The following is a 16,496-nucleotide window of genomic DNA, read 5'->3' as shown; positions in this document are numbered from 1 at the left end:
CTATTAGGCTAGTGGCTATGCCGAGACTTCGCTTAGCGTTGGCCCAAACCAACCCCGTTCTGGGCGACCTGGACGGCAACGCCCGGTCGATCATCCACTGGGTCCGGGATGCCGTGGCCGGGGGCGCCGATCTGGTCGCGTTCGGCGAGATGGCGATCTCCGGATACCCGATCGAAGACCTGGCGCTCAGGCCGAGTTTCCTCGCCGCCGCGCACGAGCGGATCGAGCGGCTGGCCGCCGAACTGGCCGAGGCCGGGCTCGGCGACGTGCCCGTGATCGTCGGCCACCCCGACGGCCCGTTCGAGCCGCGGCTGTTCGGCACGAGCAACGCCCCGACGGCGATCGCCCAGAACGCCGCGAGCGTGCTGCAGGGCGGCCGGGTCGTCGCGCGCTACGCGAAGCACCACCTGCCGAACTACTCCGTCTTCGACGAGTACCGCATCTTCATCCCGGGCGACGAACTGCTCGTGCTGCGGATGAACGGGGTCGACGTGGCCCTGATCATCTGCGAAGACCTGTGGCGCGACGGCGGGCCCGTCGGACGGGTGCTGCACGCGGATGCGGGGCTGCTGGTCGTCATCAACGGCTCGCCCTACGAGCGCGACAAGGACGAGGTCAGGCTGCCGCTGGTGACCCGGCGCGCGACCGAGACCGACACGATCGTGGCGTACGTCAACCTCGTCGGCGGTCAGGACGACCTGGTCTTCGACGGCGACAGCGTCGTGGTCGACCGCGACGGCGCGATCCTCGCCCGGGCGCCGCAGTTCACCGAGCACCTGCTCTTCGTCGACGTCGACGTCGACGCCGAGGGCGCGACCGACACCCCGCTGCCGCCGGACGTGCAGCGCATCGAGCTCGACGTGCCGGCCGACCATGCCGCTGCGGTGGCCGAGAAAGCACCGATTGCGGCTGATATCGCGCAGCTGCCGGACGACCTCGAGCAGATCTGGAACGCGCTCGTGCTGGCACTCCGCGACTACGTGGAGAAGAATCGGTTTCCGTCGGTCATCCTCGGGCTCTCCGGCGGCATCGACTCGGCGGTCTGCGCCGCGATCTCGGCGGACGCGATCGGGGCCGACCGGGTCTTCGGGGTCTCGATGCCCTCGCGGTACTCCTCCGACCACTCGCGGTCGGACGCCGACGACCTCGCCGAGCGGATCGGCCTGCACTACCGCACCGAGGCCATCGCCGACCTGGTCATCCCGTTCGAGACGCAGCTCGGGCTCACCGAGATCGCCGCCGAGAACCTGCAGGCGCGAGCGCGTGGCGTCATCCTGATGGGGCTGTCGAACCAGGAGGGGCACCTCGTGCTGACCACCGGCAACAAGAGCGAGCTGGCGGTCGGGTACTCGACGATCTACGGCGACTCGGTCGGCGGGTTCGGTCCGCTGAAGGACGTTCCGAAGATGCTCGTCTGGGAGCTGGCCCGCTGGCGCAACTCCTTCGCCGAGCGGCGGGGCGAGGTGGCGCCGATCCCGGAGAACTCGATCTCGAAGCCGCCCTCGGCCGAACTGCGGCCCGACCAGACCGACCAGGACTCCCTGCCCGACTACGACGTGCTCGACGCCATCCTCGAGGCCTACATCAACGGCGGCCTGAGCATCTCCGAGATCGTGGCGCTCGGCTTCGACGAGCCCACCGTCACCCGCATCACGACCCTCGTCGACCGTGCCGAGTGGAAGCGCCGCCAGTCGGCCATCGGCCCGAAGATCTCCCGCACGGCTTTCGGTCGCGACCGCCGCCTGCCGATCACCTACCGCCCCAGCGCTGTTTAGCTGCCGCGCCGCCGCCTCTGCGGCGCGGGCGACATGCGTGGGTGCGGTCGTGACTCGCGGCCTGCGGTCGCGAGCCCCGGCCGCGCCCCCGCGCTGGGTCGTCGAGCGCGGCCTGCAGCGCGCATCCCCGTCCCGCACAGCCTGGGACGGCCGGAGTGATCTGCAAACGTAAGGGGCCTTTTTCGACGACCCAAGGCGCCGGCGTGGCCGCGGATCACGACCGCAGGCCGGGATCCGCAACCGCACCGGCGCATGTCGCCCGCGCCGGGCAGGGACCGGCGCGGCAACTAGCTGGGCAGCACCGCGATCCAGACGAACCAGACGATCATGGCGAGCCAGACGAGGGTGGCCGCCGCCGCCAGGGCCGCCGCGGGGCGGTTGCCGAGGCGCCAGACGGGGATGAGGCCGAGGAAGCCGACTCCGAGCAGGATGCCGACCCAGGGCAGCATGGGCGGCACGCCCACGAGCGTGAAGCCGGGGTACTGCGCGAGCGTGGCACTGACCATGAGCCAGGCGACGAGGAGGAACACCGCGCCGGTGACGGGCGCGATGCCGCTCGCGATCAGCAGCCCGAAGGGCTCCCGGCGCAGCACCTGCACGAGCACCGCGATCAGCCAGCCGACCAGCCAGAGCACCACGAACGCACCGAAGATCAGCGGGATCGTGAGCTCGAACAGGTTGCGGTCATCCACGGCCGACACGACCGAGGAGAACCGCGAACTCGGATGCACCTGGTCCGGCGCCGGCACGGGGTACGTACTCGTGAGATCCGAGCAGACCGCCTGCACGCCGGCACCGGGTGCCGCGAGCCAGGTGGCGAGCTGGTCGAGCGCGCACGGGTCGGAGACGACCCCGCCGCGGCCCGCCGACTGCATCGTGACCAGCTGGTTGTTCGGGAAGGCCGGGCCACCGCTCTGCACGGCGGCGAGCGGGATGAGCGGGTCGGTGTCGCTCGCGAAGATCAGTGCCGGCATCCCCTGCGGCTGGAACTGCCGCGTGTCCGGGCTCGACGCCGGGATGCCCGCGACGTCGCAGAGCTCGTCGGCGGCCGTGAAGTAGGTGAGAACCGGCAGCGGGGTGGGAACGGACACATCCGATCCCTCCGGGGTCGGGAGGACCGGGTCGGGCGACCAGTACGGCTTCTCGTCGCGGCACATCTCGACCCAGTACTGGCCGAGGCTGGTGTCGGTGAGGTGCTTCAGCGCATCCGGGATGAACGTGCTGATCGCATCCATCTTCCCGGCGGCCAGCTGGTGCAGGAGGAAAGGGACGGCCGGAGCGGTGGCGGGGTCGTAGAGCGCCTGCTGCACGATCGTGACCACGTCGGAACCGGTAAGCGAGTAGTACCGCTGCTGACCCGTGACCGGGTTCGTCAGGAGGCCGTGTCCGGGCTTGTCGTTGAAGAGGTCGGTGGCCGTCGCGAGGTCGGCGTTGAGATCCGGGTACGCACCCTCGGATCGCGCCGAAACCACGCCGAGCGTGTCGTAGAGCGCCTGGTAGGCATCGCCCTTGATGTTGCGGTCGACCGGGGTGAACGCATCTAGCACCACGGCGTCCACGCCCTGGGGGTCGCGATTCGCGGCGATCTGCATGACCTTCGTCGACCAGCTGTCGCCGTACAGCGTCCACGACAGGTACCCGAGGGTCTGGCGGAGGTCGATGACGTCGAGCGCCGTGTCGGTCTTCGTGTACGCCGTGGCGTCTCCGCCCCCGGACGCGAAGTCGGCGAGGCAGTTCTTGAGGGCCAGGCCCACGGCCGACATCTCCCCCGCGGGCGAGGTGTCGGTGGTGAAGGTGTCGACGTAGGCCGAGGTGGCGCCGGGGCAGTCGAGCGAGGTGCTCGTGTCGGCTCCCCCGCGCTGGCTCAGCACGACGACGTCACGGGATGCGCCGATCCGCGGGTCGGCGGCGAGGGTCTCGGCGACCCGGCTAGTCACCTGGCCGGGACCCCCCGCCATCGTGACGATCGGGGTGCCGGTCGCGGGCTGCGTCGAGGCCGGGATGATCGTGTACGGAAGGTCGATCGTGCGACCGCCGCCCACGGTTCGGCTCTCGGGGACGGTGAGGGTGCCGCACACGGCCGTGGCCGGGAGCCCTTCGGCGCAGGACCGCTCGGCAGTGGTGGCGGCATTCGCGATCGGCGCCTGCCCGGCGACCAGGAGGCCGACAACGGCCACACCCATCGCCCATTGCGCAATTGTTCGACGGCCCACGACGTCCCTTCGATTCGGGGTCACGATTCACGCACTTCGGGTGTGACGTGCCCCCAACCTAACGCATCCCCCGCATCCGACCGCGGAACTAGACTGGTGACATGCCAGAGCCGACGCCGACGTCCGACAATGCCGTTCCGAAGCGGGTCCGCACCCGGCATTTCCAGAACGCGAAAGACAACGGCATCCGTATCACGGGCCTGACCAGCTACGACATGCTCTCGGCCCAGATCTTCGACGAGGCGGGCATCGACTTCCTGCTCGTCGGCGATTCGGCCGGCAACAACGTGCTCGGCTACGACACGACCCTGCCGGTGACGGTGGATGAGCTCATTCCGCTCGCCCGTGGCGTCGCGGGTGCCGTCAAGCGGGCCTTCGTGGTCGCCGACATGCCGTTCGGCTCCTACGAGAACAGTGCCGAGGAGGCCCTGCACACGGCAGTGCGGTTCATGAAGGAGACGCGCGCCCACGCCGTGAAGCTCGAGGGCGGGGTGCGCAGCGCCGACAAGATCCGCCGCATCGTCGACGCCGGGATCCCGGTCATGGCGCACATCGGCTTCACGCCGCAGAGCGAGCACGGCCTGGGCGGCCACATCATCCAGGGCCGGGGCGAGGGCGAGGCCGCCCTCCTGGCCGACGCCAAGGCGGTCGAGGAGGCCGGAGCCTTCGCGGTCGTGCTGGAGCTGGTGCCTTCCGAAGCGGCCGCCCGCGTCACAGAAGCGCTCCGCATCCCGACCATCGGGGTCGGAGCCGGCCCCCACGTCGACGGCCAGCTCCTGGTCTGGACCGATTTCGCCGGGTTCTCGACCGGGCGCATCCCGAAGTTCGTCAAGCAGTACGCCGACCTGCGCGGAGTGCTCACGGGCGCGGTCACCGCGTTCCGCGACGACGTCGAGGCCGGCAGCTACCCCGGTCCCGAGCACAGCTACGAGTGACGGTCCGGACCCGGACCTGCCAGGGCCCCGCAGCCACCGCACGGCGACGGGCCACCGCAATAGGATCGTGTGCGGATACAGCCGCGCACGTGCACGAGATCACGGAGGAACCATGAGCGAAGACCCGTCGACCCAGTATTGGTACAACATGAAGACCGGCCAGGTCGAGAAGGGCTACGTGTCGTCGGTCGTCGACCGCGTCGGACCGTTCGCCACGCACGAGGAGGCCGAGCACGCTCTCGAGACCCTCCGCGCGAACAGCGCGAAGTGGGCCGAGGACGACGCCTCCGACGAGCGCGACCGATGACGGCGAACACCCCGAACACCGTCGCTGTCGGCATCGACATCGGCGGCACCGGCATCAAGGGCGCCATCGTCGACGTCACGGCGGGCGAGTTGCTCACCGACCGCAAGAAGATCCCGACGCCCGCCGGCGGCAAGCCCGACGACATCGCGGCGACGGTGCTCGAGCTCGTGGGCTCGCTCGGCGAGATCCCGGGGGGCGCCACCGTGGGCATCTGCTTCCCCGCCGTCGTGCGCCACGGCGTCACCATGTCGGCGGCGAACGTGTCGAAGAAGTGGATCGGCTTCGAGGCCGAGAAGCTCTTCGAGAAGACGCTGGGCCGCGACATCACCTTCGTCAACGACGCGGATGCGGCCGGCTTCGGCGAGGTCAAGTACGGCGCCGCGAAGGGCAAGGGCGGGCTGATCATCGTCACGACGCTCGGCACCGGCATCGGCACCGCGCTGATCAACGACGGCGTGCTCATCCCGAACGCGGAGCTCGGGCACCTCGAGATCGACGGCGTGGACTACGAGACGAAAGCCGCGTACTCCGCCAAGGAGCGCGAAGACCTGAGCTGGAAGAAGTGGACCGAGCGGCTCCAGGTCTACTACGAGACCCTCGAGCGCCTGTTCTCCCCCGACGAGTTCATCGTCGGCGGCGGCGTGTCGAAGAACTACGAGGACTTCCTGCCGCTGCTGAAGCTGGACACGCCGATCGTGCCGGCCACCCTGCGCAACAACGCGGGCATCCTGGGCGCGGCGAGCCTGTCGACGATGCGGGCGACCTTCCTGCAGTAGCCCGGTACCGCATCCGCTCTGTTCGGGGCGGATGCGGTGGCCCGGCGGATGCTGTGGCCGGCGCGTCGGCGAAGGCCGATGGATGCGGTGGGCCGGCTGTGTGAATGGGCCGGCGATACGCCGGGTTCTGTCGGGATCGCTCCCTGACGGCCATCTATCTAGGAGCTGCGTTGCCGCAGCCCTCGAGCGGTCTACCCGGAAACTGAGCGAGCAGCGTTAACGCTTCCTGTCTGACCTTGCTCCGGGCGAGGTTTACCGAGCCGACTGCGTCGCCGCAGCCTCTGGTGGTCTCTTACACCACCGTTTCACCCTTACCGCGGGCCGGAGCCCGTGGCGGTCTGCTTTCTGTGGCACTGTCTCGCGGGTTGCCCCGGGTGGGTGTTACCCACCGCCCTGCTCTGTGGAGCCCGGACGTTCCTCGGCGCCGCTTGCGCGACGACGCGACCGTCTGCCGGCCCATTCACGGGGCCAAGCTTACGCGAAACCGGGGAGGCCGAGTTACTCAGGGCCTGACGACTCAGAGCCCGGACTCGTCCGTCCGGATGAGGATGCAGTTCCCCTCCGGGTCCATCAGCACCTCGTCCGGGTCGGCCGCGCGGATCTGCGCGAGGTCGGACTCGGTGAGCGCCACGTTCGTGCCCATCGACACCCCGCGCTGGAGCAGCGCCGCTCCGACGCCGTAGCGCTCGCGCTGGCGCTCGTAGAGGGCGAGGAGCTCGGGCGTGATGCCGCCGGCGATCGCCGAACGCTCCGAGCGGGCGACCTCGAGCTGGGCGAGCAGCCGCCCCTTCTGCTCGTCGCGCTGAGCAGCGAGCAGTCGCTCCTCGGTGGCGATGTCGTCCCGGCGGGCGGTGATCGCGGCGAGCCGCACCTCGATCTCCTCGACCCGCTCCATCACGGCGAGCTCGATGTCCTCGAGGTTCGACCGACGCACCGCGAGGGAGGCGAGCTCGTGCTCGAGCCCCTGGATGTCCTTCGACGACGAGCTCGCCTGCAAGCGCTCGCGGTCGCGCTTCTCGCGGGCGGAGACCGTGTCGATGTCGCCCTCGACCCGCGCGATCTCGGCCTTCGCATCCTCGAGCTCGCCGTTGACGCCACCGAACTCCTGGCGGGCAGCGGCGGAGTCGCGCTGCAGCTCGGCGAGCCGCGTCTCCTGCGGCAGCGTGCGCAGCGAGTGCTGGATCTGCGCCACGCGGTTGTCGGCGGCCTGGAGATCGAGGAGCTTGCGCTGTTCGAGGGCGGGAGCCTTCATCGGTGTTCCTTCGGTCGGATGCGGATGGTCGCGGGAGATTCGGCGTCGTGCCGTGGGCGGGCCCGGCTCGTTCGCCGGGCACTGCTCACTGCGTGATCACGAAGTCCCACGGATCGGTGCGGAGCTCACTCACCACGAACTCCACGCCGGGCAGGCGTTCGGCGAGCTGCCGGGCCGCGATGTCGAGCCAGAGCCACTCGCTGGCCCAGTGTGACACGTCGATCAGGGCGGGCCCGCCACCGGCGAGCGACTGCTCGCGCGATTCGGAGGCCGGATGGTGGCGGAGGTCCGAGGTGATGTACACGTCGGCTCCGCGGACGGCGGGTGACGAGAGCAGCGAGTCGCCCGCGCCGCCGCAGAGCGCGACGGTTGAGATCGGCTGGTCGTAGTCGCCCGAGACACGGATGCCGCCGGCCGTCGCGGGCAGTAGCTCACCGAGGGCGAGCGCGAGCCGCCCGAGTGCGATCGGTTCGGGCAGCCTCCCGACGCGGCCGATGCCCGTGCCGTCCCGGTCTCCCGGTTCGATCGGCCGCGCATCCTGGAGCCCGAGCCGGGCCGCGATCACGGCCGAGGTGCCCTCCTCGACGATGTCGGCGTTGGTGTGCGCGGCGATGAGGGCGCAACGGGCGCGGATCAGGCCGGCGAGGAGCCGGCCCTTGTAGCCCGACTCGGCGACGCTCGTGACGCCGCGGAGGAGTAGCGGATGGTGCACCAGGAGCACGTCGGCGTCGGCCGCCACCGCCTCGTCGACCGTGGCCGCGACGGCGTCCACGGCGAGCAGCACGCGCCGGACGGGGTCGTCGCCCGCGCCGCTCAGCATTCCGGGTGCGTCCCAGCCCTCGGCGGAACCGGTGGGCCAGAGGTCTTCGACGACGGCGTTGAACTCGGAGAGCGTGAGAGGCACGGCTCCAGCCTACTTCCCCGCCTGCCCGGCGCTCTCGGCCGCGGGATCGTGCGGGCCGGAGGCCGGCGAATCGTCCTCGGGCAGCCCGGTGAGGCGGGCCGACTCGGCCCAGAGGCCGCGCTGCAGGTGCTCGTCGTGCGCCTGCCGGGCGATCCGCCCGTTGGGGCGCATCCGGTCGAAGTACGCGCCGCTCGCGGCGGGCATCGGCGTAGGCGAACCGAGGGCGATCAGTGGCGCGGCGCCCACCTCGGCCGTGGCGCCCCAGCGGCCGCCGCTGAGGGTGGTGGCGATGCGGATGAAGGCCGAGCTGCGGCCGAACCCGGTGACGACGGCCCCGGGATGAACGGAGAAGGCGTCGACGCCGGTCCCCTCGGCGGCGGCCCGGCGGGCGAATTCGCGGATGAAGAGGATCACGGCGAGCTTCGAGGTGCCGTAGGCGCGCCAACCGCCGTTCCACCGCTTCCGGGAGCCGTCGAGGTCGGAGAGGTCGAGGTGCCCGACGAGGTTGGCGGCGCTCGCGGTCGACACCACGCGGGCAGTACCCCCGCCCTGGGCCGAGCGCTCGAGGGCGGGCAGGAGCAGCCGGGTGAGCAGATAGGGCGCGAGGTGGTTGCTCTGCATCGTGAGGTCGTGGCCGTCGACCGTGATCGTGCGCTTCGAGACGAGCCCGCCCGCGTTGTTCAGCAGCACGTCGACGCGCTCGTGCCGGTCGAGGATCGCGGTCGCGAGGGCGCGCACATCATCGAGCCGGGCGTAGTCGGCCAGCAGATGCTCGGCGCCGATCCGGTCGGCAACGGCCTTCGTGCGCTCGGCGTTGCGGCCCACGACGACCACCCGGTCGCCCTGCTCGGCGAAGTGCTGGGCGGCGACCGCTCCGATGCCCGAGCTCGCTCCCGTGATGACGACAGTGCGTGCGTTCTCGCTCATGGCCTCAGCCTAGGCGGGCCCGCGCGGCGCGGGCAGGGGTGGATGCGCGGCGCGGCTCTGCCCTAGGGAACCCGCTGGAACGAGATCGCGTAGATGCTCGGTGCCCCCACCCCCGTGAGGCGGAAGCCCACACCGTCGCCAGTCGACTGGCGGTCGAAGGCGATCGTGCTGTTTGTGCACTCGACGGCATCCCCGATGGGCTGATCGTCGACCGAACGGATCGAGAGCGTGAGCGTTCCCTCGCCGCGGCACGCGATCGTGATCACGTACTCCCCCGGCTCGGCTTTGCTGAAGGTGCTGTATTGCGATGGCGAGGACCTCTCGCTGATCCAGCCCGAGAACGTCCCCAGGTAGCCCTCGACCTCGCTTCCGGGCACGGCCTGCTTGGCCCAGGCGGTGATGTCGTCGGCCGGGATGGGCAGCAGTGCCGCATCGGCCGCAGCCGCGGCCTCGGCAGCTGCCGTCGGGTCGGGCGTGGGTGTCGGGCTGACGGTCTCGGTCGGGCCCGCGGAGGGCGCCGATTCGGCGTCGGAGGCGGTGCATCCGCTGACCGCGAGAGCGGCGGCGGCGCAGGCGGCGAGGACCGTGATCCGGATTCCGTTCGTCTTCGTGCGTGTCATCCCGAGACCCTAGGCACTGAACGTGGAAGCCCGGTCCGAGCACGATTCCCGCCCCGGTGGTAATGGGAGGGGAAATTCGCCAGGATCAGAAATACGCGGCTTCTTCTGACCGCTGACCTGCCCCGCGGGGCCATCTGGGACGCGAGAGTCGAAGGAACGACGAGATCCGTCGACCGACAGGCGACCCCATGGCACAGCTCCGCATCCGCGACTTCCACCCCGATGACATCGACGACATCCTGCACCTCTGGGAGGAGATGCGGTCGACGCAGGCCGAGCCGGTCTACGGGCTCTCGGAGGTGCTCGCCTCCTGCCAGCAGGATCACGCCGTGGTCGCCGTGCAGGACGACCGGGTGGTGGGTGCGGCGGTGGGCCGGGCCGCGCACGCCCAGGGCTGGATCGTCTTCCTCGCCACCACCGGGAGCAGCCGGCGTCAGGGGGTCGGCGGGCGTCTGCTCGCCGCCCTGGAGAAGCGGATGGCGCCGCTCGGGCTGACGAAGCTCTCGGTGCTGCTGCCGGAGACCGGGCTGCCGGTCGACGCCTTCGCCGAGCAGGGCTTCACGGCCAAGAAGAACCTGCTCTACTTCGAGCGCCGCATCCCCGTGCAGCGCGACGAGCTGAACGCGCTGAGCGAGCTCGGCGGCCGGGTGCTGCCCCGAGGGCTCTGGGAGTCGATCGGCGGGATGCAGCGCGAGAAGGAGCTGCTGGAGCGCCGCCTCGTGATGCCGCTCGCCCGCTCCGATCTCGCCGAGCGCTTCGGCGTCGTGGCCCCCAGCGCCGTCGTGCTCTTCGGGCCGCCCGGCACGGGCAAGACGACGTTCGCCCGGGCCATCGCCTCGCGGCTCGAGTGGTCGTTCGTCGAGGTGTTCCCGTCGCGGCTGGCGTCGGATCCGGCGGGGCTGGCCGGGGCGCTGCGCGAGACGTTCCTCAAGATCGCCGACCTCGAGCACGCCGTGGTCTTCATCGACGAGGTCGAGGAGATCGCGGTGCAGCGCGGGGGCGAACCGCCGTCGGCGATGCAAGGGGTGACGAACGAGCTGCTGAAGATCATCCCGACCTTCCGCGACCAGCCGAACCGCCTGCTCGTCTGCGCGACCAACTTCATCCGGTCGCTGGACTCGGCGTTCCTCCGCCACGGCCGCTTCGACTACGTCATCCCGATCGGGTTGCCGGATGAGGAGGCCCGGCGGTCGATCTGGTCGCGCTACATCCCGGATGCGGTGCTCGACCGGATCGACGTCGAGGCCCTGGTCGCCGCGACGGCCGGCTTCTCCCCCGCCGACATCGAGTACGCGGCTCAGAAGGCCTCGCAGCGGGCGCTCGAGCAGGCGGTGGATGCGGAGGGCGCCGGGAGCGCGCCCGAGGGTCCGCGCACCGACGACTACCGGGCCGCCATCGCCGACACCCGGGCCACCGTCTCGCCCGAGGTGGCAGGGGCGTTCCTCGAGGACATCGACCTCATCGCCCGGCTCTGAGGCTTGCTCCTGGGCTGGCCGTAGCCCCCGCGTCCGTAGCCCCCGTGTCCGTAGCCCCCGCGTCCGTGGCCGTGGCTCAGCTCGCGACCCACCCCGCGGTCAGCCCGGTCACCGCCGAACCGTCGAGATCGGCGAGCTTGATCCCCACGAACGCGCCGGCCGACTCCGAGGTCTGCACCCGGAACGGCGGTTCCTCGGCGTCGAGCAGCTCGACGATCACCCGCGCGACCTGCTCGGGCGTCTGGGCGTTCGCCGGGTCGAAGGCCGTGCGGGTGCGCTCGAGGTACGCCCCGAGCGCCGGAGCGTAGGGCCCCGCCTCGGCGAGAGCCTCGGCCGGGTCGATCTTGGCGTTCGCGACGAACTCGGTCGCCACCGCGCCGGGTTCCACCACGCACACCGAGACGCCCACCGTGCGGGCGACCGGCTGCAGGCTCTCGAGGAACCCCTCGACCGCGAACTTCGCGGCACAGTAGGCGTCGTTGAACGGCTGACCCACGATGCCCCCGACGCTCGACACGGTGACCACGCGACCACCGGATGCACGCAGCAGCGGCATCACCGCCCGCGTCAGCTGCACCACACCGAAGAAGTTGATCTCCATCGCCCGCCGGAAGTCGTCGACCTCCAGCGTCTCCAGCGTGCCCACCATCGCGGCGCCCGCGTTGTTGACGAGGGCGTCGAGCCGTCCGTACCGCTCCTGGACGGTCGCGACGGCGGCGCCGACCGACGCGGTGTCCGTCACGTCGAGCGCCAGGACGTCGAGCTCGACCCCCGCGGCCTCGGCGGCCGCCCGGAGCGCCTGAGCGCGCCCGGTGTCGCGCATCGTGGCGACCGTCGTCCAGCCCGCCGCGGCAGCGGCGACAGCGACGGAGAGCCCGATCCCCGACGAGGTTCCGGTGACGAGCAGGACGCGGGGCGAGGCAGAAGTTTCCATCTGCCCATCCTGCCCGGCGCCCCCGACACTCACCTGTGGGCCCTACCGGGCTCGAACCGATGACATCCACGGTGTAAACGTGGCGCTCTACCAACTGAGCTAAAGGCCCTCGTGCCGCACGAGGCGACACCAGCATACCGGCCTAGACTGCTCTGGTGTCGGAGGACGAGGGCGAGAGCGTCGCCGAAGAGAAGGCCCAGGCCGAGCATCGATGGCCCGCCGCCGTCGGGGTCCTGGCGATCATCGCCAGCTACGCCCTGCTGCCGGACAGCCTGCTCGGCTTCACCCGCTACCTGGTCATCCCGGTGTGCCTGGCGCTGCTGCTGGCCGTCATCGTGATCAACCCGCATCGCCTCGTGAAGCAGACCGTCTGGTCCCGCCGGTTCGGCATGATGCTCGTGCTCGTGATCGGCGCGACGAACCAGGTGTTGCTGGTGGTGCTCATCCTGAAACTCGTCGAGAACACCGAGGACGGCCCGACGCTCCTGCTGGGCGCCCTGCAGATCTGGCTCACCAATGTGATCGGCTTCGCCCTGCTCTATTGGGAGCTCGATCGCGGCGGCCCCGTCGCCCGCACCCAGCGCCGCCGGCGTGATCTGCCGCCGGCCGACTTCCGCTTCCCGCAGGATGAGGACCACGACGCCGTCAGCGAGGTCTCGGTGCACTCGTCCATCCGCAGCAACTGGCGGCCGGGCTTCGTCGACTACCTCTACTTCTCGCTGTCGAACTCGATGGCGTTCAGTCCCACCGATGTGATGCCGCTGACCCACCGCACCAAGCTGCTGATGGGCCTGGAGGCCTTCGCCGGCTTCGCGCTGCTCGCGCTCGTCATCGCGCGCGGCGTGAGCCTGCTGGGTTAGACGGCAGGACCCGGCCTCGAACGAGACACGGCCGAGCCCCGAGCCCCCGAGCCGCCGAGCCGCCGAGCAAGAAAGCTCAGACCCGCGCGGGCTGCAGTTCTTCCAGCGCCGCCCGATACGCGGCGATCGACCGCGCCTCACCGGGCGCCGTGATGAAGGAGGCGCGGATGATCCGGTTCTGGTCGATCAGGAAGGTGGCGCGGTTCGCGAACCCCTTCTCCTCGAGGAAGACGCCGTAGTCCTTGGCGACGTCGCCGTGCGGCCAGAAGTCGGCGACGAGCGAGAAGTCGTAGCCCTCCTTCTCGCTCCAGGCACGCAGCGTCGCCTTGGAGTCGACCGAGATGCCGATGAGCTCGACGTCGGCGGCCTTGAAAAGTGCGAGGTTGTCCTCGAGGGCGCAGAGCTCACTCGTGCACACCCCCGAGAAGGCGAGCGGGAAGAAGACGAGCGCGACGGGCTTCTTGCCCTGGAACTGACTGAGTCGCACGCGCTCCCCGTACTGGTTCGGGAGGTCGAAGTCGGGAGCGAGGGTGTCGTTCTCCAAAGCCATGAGTGGCTTCCTTTCACTGCCGGTCGTCTGCCGGGCAAACGTAGCAATCTTAGTCCCCCATACGCGGTACATCAACCGCGCCGGGTTGTCACGCCGAGCGCGGACTCACGGTTTAACTCACTAGGCTTGTCCCTGGCGTTCCGGGCCCACCACCGCACGGGCGCACGACACGAAACGATCTGTAAACAACAGAAGAGAGGTCGCCGTGACTGTCAACGACCAGGATCCGTATTCCGCAGGACACACCGACTCCGATCCCGAAGAGACCGCGGAATGGAACGAGTCGCTCGACGCGCTCGTCGCGGCCCAGGGTCACGGCCGGGCCCGCGACATCATGCTCAGCCTGCTGAAGCGCTCCAAAGAGCTGCATCTCGGCGTGCCCATGGTGCCCACCACCGACTACATCAACACGATCGCTCCCGAGAACGAGCCGGAGTTCCCGGGCGACGAGGCCCTCGAGCGCAAGTACCGTGCGTGGATCCGCTGGAACGCGGCCATGACCGTCCACCGGGCACAGCGGCCCGGCATCGCGGTCGGCGGCCACATCTCCACCTACGCTTCGAGCGCAGCGCTCTACGAGGTGGGCTTCAACCACTTCTTCCGCGGCCAGGACCACCCGTCCGGCGGCGACCAGATCTTCATCCAGGGCCACGCCTCCCCCGGCACCTACGCCCGCGCATTCCTCGAGGGCCGGCTCACCACCGACCAGCTCGACGGCTTCCGCCAGGAGAAGTCGCACCCGGGCGGCGGCCTCAGCTCCTACCCGCACCCGCGGCTCATGCCCGAGTTCTGGCAGTTCCCCACGGTCTCGATGGGTCTCGGCCCGATCAACGCGATCTACCAGGCGCAGCTGAACAAGTACATCACCAGCCGCGGCATCAAGGATGCGTCGGACCAGCAGGTCTGGGCCTTCCTCGGCGACGGCGAGATGGACGAGGTGGAGAGCCGCGGTCAGCTTCAGGTGGCGGCCAACGACGGCCTCGACAACCTGAACTTCGTGATCAACTGCAACCTGCAGCGCCTCGACGGCCCGGTCCGCGGAAACGGCAAGATCATCCAGGAGCTCGAGAGCTTCTTCCGCGGTGCGGGCTGGAACGTCATCAAGGTCGTCTGGGGCCGCGAGTGGGACGAGCTGCTCGCCCGCGACACCGACGGCGCCCTGCTCAACCTGATGAACACGGTTCCGGACGGCGACTTCCAGACCTACAAGGCCGAGTCCGGCGCCTACGTGCGCGAGAACTTCTTCGGCCGCGACCCGCGCGCCCTCGAGCTCGTCAAGGAGTACTCCGACGACGACATCTGGAACCTCAAGCGCGGCGGCCACGACTACCGCAAGGTCTACGCGGCCTTCAAGGCGGCCTCCGAGCACAAGGGCCAGCCGACGGTCATCCTGGCGCACACCATCAAGGGCTACGGCCTCGGCCCGGCCTTCGAGGGCCGCAACGCCACGCACCAGATGAAGAAGATGACCCTCGACAACCTGAAGACCTTCCGCGACCAGATGCACATCCCGATCTCGGATGCGCAGCTCGAGGAGAACCCCTACCTCCCGCCGTACTACAACCCCGGCGAGCAGGACGAGGCGATCCAGTATCTGCAGGAGCGCCGTCGTGCGCTCGGCGGCTACCTGCCCGAGCGCCGCACGAAGTACACCGACTTCACGCTGCCGGACGACTCCTCGTACCAGACCCTGAAGAAGGGGTCGGGCAACCAGGAGATCGCCACCACGATGGCCTTCGTGCGACTGCTGAAAGACCTCACCCGGGCGAAGGACTTCGGCAACCGCGTCGTCCCGATCATCCCGGACGAGGCGCGCACCTTCGGCATGGACGCGTTCTTCCCGTCGAACAAGATCTACAACCCCAAGGGCCAGACCTACACCTCCGTCGACCGCGAGCTGCTGCTGGCGTACAAGGAGAGCCCCCAGGGCCAGATCATCCACGTCGGCATCAACGAGGCCGGTGCGCTCGCGGCGTTCACCGCGGTGGGCACGAGCTACTCCACCCAGGGCGAGCCACTCATCCCGATCTACGTGTTCTACTCGATGTTCGGCTTCCAGCGCACGGGCGACGCCCTGTGGGCGGCGGGCGACCAGATGGCGCGTGGCTTCGTGATCGGCGCCACTGCAGGCCGCACCACGCTGACCGGTGAGGGCCTGCAGCACGCCGACGGGCACTCGCTGCTCCTGGCCTCGACCAACCCCGCCGTGGTCACCTACGACTCGGCCTACGGGTACGAGCTCAACCACATCGTGCGCTCGGGCCTCGAGCGGATGTACGGCGGCACGCACCCCGACCCGAATGTCATGTACTACCTCACGGTGTACAACGAGCCGCACGTGCAGCCGGCCGAGCCCGAGGGTCTCGACGTCGACGGCGTCGTGCGCGGCATCTACCGCCTGAAGTCCGGCACCATCGAAGGCCCGAAGGCGCAGATCCTGTCCTCCGGCGTCGCGGTGCCGTGGGCGCTCGAGGCGCAGGAGCTGCTGGCGAACGACTGGGGTGTGTCGGCCGACGTCTGGTCGGTGACGTCGTGGACCGAGTTGCGTCGCGACGGCCTGAACGCCGAGTCGCACAACTTCCTGCACCCCACCGAGGAGCGTCAGGTGCCCTACGTCACCACGAAGCTCCAGGATGCACCGGGTCCGTTCGTCGCGGTCACCGACTACATGCACGCGGTGCCGGACCAGATCCGTCAGTTCGTGCCCGGCGAGTTCGCGACGCTCGGCGCCGACGACTTCGGCTTCTCGGACACGCGGCCCGCCGCGCGCCGGTTCTTCAAGATCGACGGCCCCTCGGTCGTCGTCCGCGTCCTGGAGCAGCTCGCCGCCCGCGGCGAGGTCGACCAGAACGCCCCCTCGTGGGCGATCGAGAAGTACCGTCTCTACGACGTCACGGCCGGCACCTCCGGCTCGGCGGGCGGCGAGAGCTGAATCCGGTCGCAATGACCACTCGATTGATCGCGGTCG

General features: G+C 69.9%; 14 protein-coding genes, 1 tRNA gene and 1 other RNA gene. 7 read left to right on the top strand and 9 right to left on the bottom strand.

Translation table 11 applies throughout. The features are described 5' to 3' along the window. Positions 1 to 17 precede the first annotated feature (17 nt). Positions 18 to 1,775 (top strand): NAD+ synthase, encoded by a 1,758-nt coding sequence (locus HSO01S_RS00495; protein WP_066038629.1) that lies wholly within the window; start codon positions 18 to 20, stop codon positions 1,773 to 1,775. A gap of 287 nt (positions 1,776 to 2,062) precedes the next feature. On the opposite strand, the gene HSO01S_RS00490 is transcribed toward HSO01S_RS00495, so the two are convergent. After that, positions 2,063 to 3,952, bottom strand: a complete 1,890-nt coding sequence (locus tag HSO01S_RS00490; protein ID WP_218003753.1) for an alpha/beta hydrolase — start codon at positions 3,950 to 3,952, stop codon at positions 2,063 to 2,065. A 137-nt stretch (positions 3,953 to 4,089) separates the two neighbouring features. On the opposite strand from HSO01S_RS00490, the gene panB reads away from it, so the two are divergent. From panB to ppgK, 3 genes are all read left to right on the top strand, one after another. Further along, positions 4,090 to 4,923 (top strand): 3-methyl-2-oxobutanoate hydroxymethyltransferase, encoded by an 834-nt coding sequence (gene panB, locus HSO01S_RS00485; protein WP_066038627.1) that lies wholly within the window; start codon positions 4,090 to 4,092, stop codon positions 4,921 to 4,923. A 112-nt stretch (positions 4,924 to 5,035) separates the two neighbouring features. Next, positions 5,036 to 5,230, top strand: coding sequence for a hypothetical protein (locus tag HSO01S_RS00480; RefSeq protein WP_066038626.1), 195 nt, complete (start codon positions 5,036 to 5,038; stop codon positions 5,228 to 5,230). Next, a complete protein-coding gene (gene ppgK, locus HSO01S_RS00475) occupies positions 5,227 to 6,006 on the top strand; it encodes a polyphosphate--glucose phosphotransferase (protein WP_066038625.1) in 780 nt (259 codons plus the stop codon). Before HSO01S_RS00480 ends, ppgK begins: the two co-directional genes overlap by 4 nt. A gap of 100 nt (positions 6,007 to 6,106) precedes the next feature. Here ppgK and rnpB read toward each other — a convergent pair. The 5 genes from rnpB to HSO01S_RS00450 form a co-directional block, all read right to left on the bottom strand. After that, an RNA gene (gene rnpB / locus HSO01S_RS00470) (RNase P RNA component class A) lies at positions 6,107 to 6,466 on the bottom strand. 57 nt (positions 6,467 to 6,523) lie between these two features. Next, positions 6,524 to 7,258, bottom strand: coding sequence for a zinc ribbon domain-containing protein (locus tag HSO01S_RS00465; RefSeq protein ID WP_066038624.1), 735 nt, complete (start codon positions 7,256 to 7,258; stop codon positions 6,524 to 6,526). Positions 7,259 to 7,343: 85 nt separating this feature from the next. Beyond that, entirely contained in the window at positions 7,344 to 8,162 is an 819-nt protein-coding gene (locus HSO01S_RS00460; protein WP_066038623.1) for a Nif3-like dinuclear metal center hexameric protein, read from the bottom strand. 9 nt (positions 8,163 to 8,171) lie between these two features. Then, a complete protein-coding gene (locus HSO01S_RS00455; RefSeq protein ID WP_066038622.1) occupies positions 8,172 to 9,089 on the bottom strand; it encodes an SDR family NAD(P)-dependent oxidoreductase in 918 nt (305 codons plus the stop codon). Between the two features lie 62 nt (positions 9,090 to 9,151). Next, positions 9,152 to 9,709: a hypothetical protein gene (locus tag HSO01S_RS00450; RefSeq protein ID WP_066038621.1), complete on the bottom strand. Its 558-nt coding sequence runs from the start codon at positions 9,707 to 9,709 to the stop codon at positions 9,152 to 9,154. A gap of 188 nt (positions 9,710 to 9,897) precedes the next feature. Here HSO01S_RS00450 and HSO01S_RS00445 point away from each other — a divergent pair, with 188 nt between their 5' ends. After that, positions 9,898 to 11,184, top strand: coding sequence for an ATP-binding protein (locus HSO01S_RS00445; protein WP_066038620.1), 1,287 nt, complete (start codon positions 9,898 to 9,900; stop codon positions 11,182 to 11,184). Between the two features lie 76 nt (positions 11,185 to 11,260). On the opposite strand, the gene HSO01S_RS00440 is transcribed toward HSO01S_RS00445, so the two are convergent. Then, positions 11,261 to 12,118, bottom strand: coding sequence for an SDR family NAD(P)-dependent oxidoreductase (locus tag HSO01S_RS00440; RefSeq protein ID WP_066038619.1), 858 nt, complete (start codon positions 12,116 to 12,118; stop codon positions 11,261 to 11,263). A gap of 36 nt (positions 12,119 to 12,154) precedes the next feature. Further along, a tRNA-Val gene (locus HSO01S_RS00435) sits at positions 12,155 to 12,227 on the bottom strand. Positions 12,228 to 12,273: 46 nt separating this feature from the next. Here HSO01S_RS00435 and HSO01S_RS00430 point away from each other — a divergent pair. Then, positions 12,274 to 12,978: a hypothetical protein gene (locus tag HSO01S_RS00430; RefSeq protein WP_066038618.1), complete on the top strand. Its 705-nt coding sequence runs from the start codon at positions 12,274 to 12,276 to the stop codon at positions 12,976 to 12,978. A gap of 76 nt (positions 12,979 to 13,054) precedes the next feature. Here the strand turns inward: HSO01S_RS00430 and HSO01S_RS00425 are convergent, their stop codons facing one another. Then, positions 13,055 to 13,528, bottom strand: coding sequence for a peroxiredoxin (locus tag HSO01S_RS00425; RefSeq protein WP_066038617.1), 474 nt, complete (start codon positions 13,526 to 13,528; stop codon positions 13,055 to 13,057). A 205-nt stretch (positions 13,529 to 13,733) separates the two neighbouring features. Here HSO01S_RS00425 and aceE point away from each other — a divergent pair, with 205 nt between their 5' ends. Further along, positions 13,734 to 16,460, top strand: a complete 2,727-nt coding sequence (gene aceE / locus HSO01S_RS00420) for a pyruvate dehydrogenase (acetyl-transferring), homodimeric type (RefSeq protein WP_066038616.1) — start codon at positions 13,734 to 13,736, stop codon at positions 16,458 to 16,460. The last annotated feature ends 36 nt before the right edge of the window (positions 16,461 to 16,496 follow it).

Source organism: Herbiconiux solani NBRC 106740 (assembly GCF_001571005.1).
GTDB lineage: Bacteria > Actinomycetota > Actinomycetes > Actinomycetales > Microbacteriaceae > Herbiconiux > Herbiconiux solani.
This window is presented reverse-complemented; position numbering and strand designations above follow the sequence as displayed.

Bases quoted from the DNA above. Each gene is read 5' to 3' on its own strand.
- HSO01S_RS00440 (WP_066038619.1), bottom strand. From the start codon at position 12,118: ATGGAAACTTCTGCCTCGCCCCGCGTCCTGCTCGTCACCGGAACCTCG.
- HSO01S_RS00455 (WP_066038622.1), bottom strand. From the start codon at position 9,089: ATGAGCGAGAACGCACGCACTGTCGTCATCACGGGAGCGAGCTCGGGC.
- HSO01S_RS00480 (WP_066038626.1), top strand. From the start codon at position 5,036: ATGAGCGAAGACCCGTCGACCCAGTATTGGTACAACATGAAGACCGGC.
- HSO01S_RS00425 (WP_066038617.1), bottom strand. From the start codon at position 13,528: ATGGCTTTGGAGAACGACACCCTCGCTCCCGACTTCGACCTCCCGAAC.
- HSO01S_RS00495 (WP_066038629.1), top strand. From the start codon at position 18: ATGCCGAGACTTCGCTTAGCGTTGGCCCAAACCAACCCCGTTCTGGGC.
- ppgK (WP_066038625.1), top strand. From the start codon at position 5,227: ATGACGGCGAACACCCCGAACACCGTCGCTGTCGGCATCGACATCGGC.
- panB (WP_066038627.1), top strand. From the start codon at position 4,090: ATGCCAGAGCCGACGCCGACGTCCGACAATGCCGTTCCGAAGCGGGTC.
- HSO01S_RS00450 (WP_066038621.1), bottom strand. From the start codon at position 9,709: ATGACACGCACGAAGACGAACGGAATCCGGATCACGGTCCTCGCCGCC.
- HSO01S_RS00465 (WP_066038624.1), bottom strand. From the start codon at position 7,258: ATGAAGGCTCCCGCCCTCGAACAGCGCAAGCTCCTCGATCTCCAGGCC.
- HSO01S_RS00445 (WP_066038620.1), top strand. From the start codon at position 9,898: ATGGCACAGCTCCGCATCCGCGACTTCCACCCCGATGACATCGACGAC.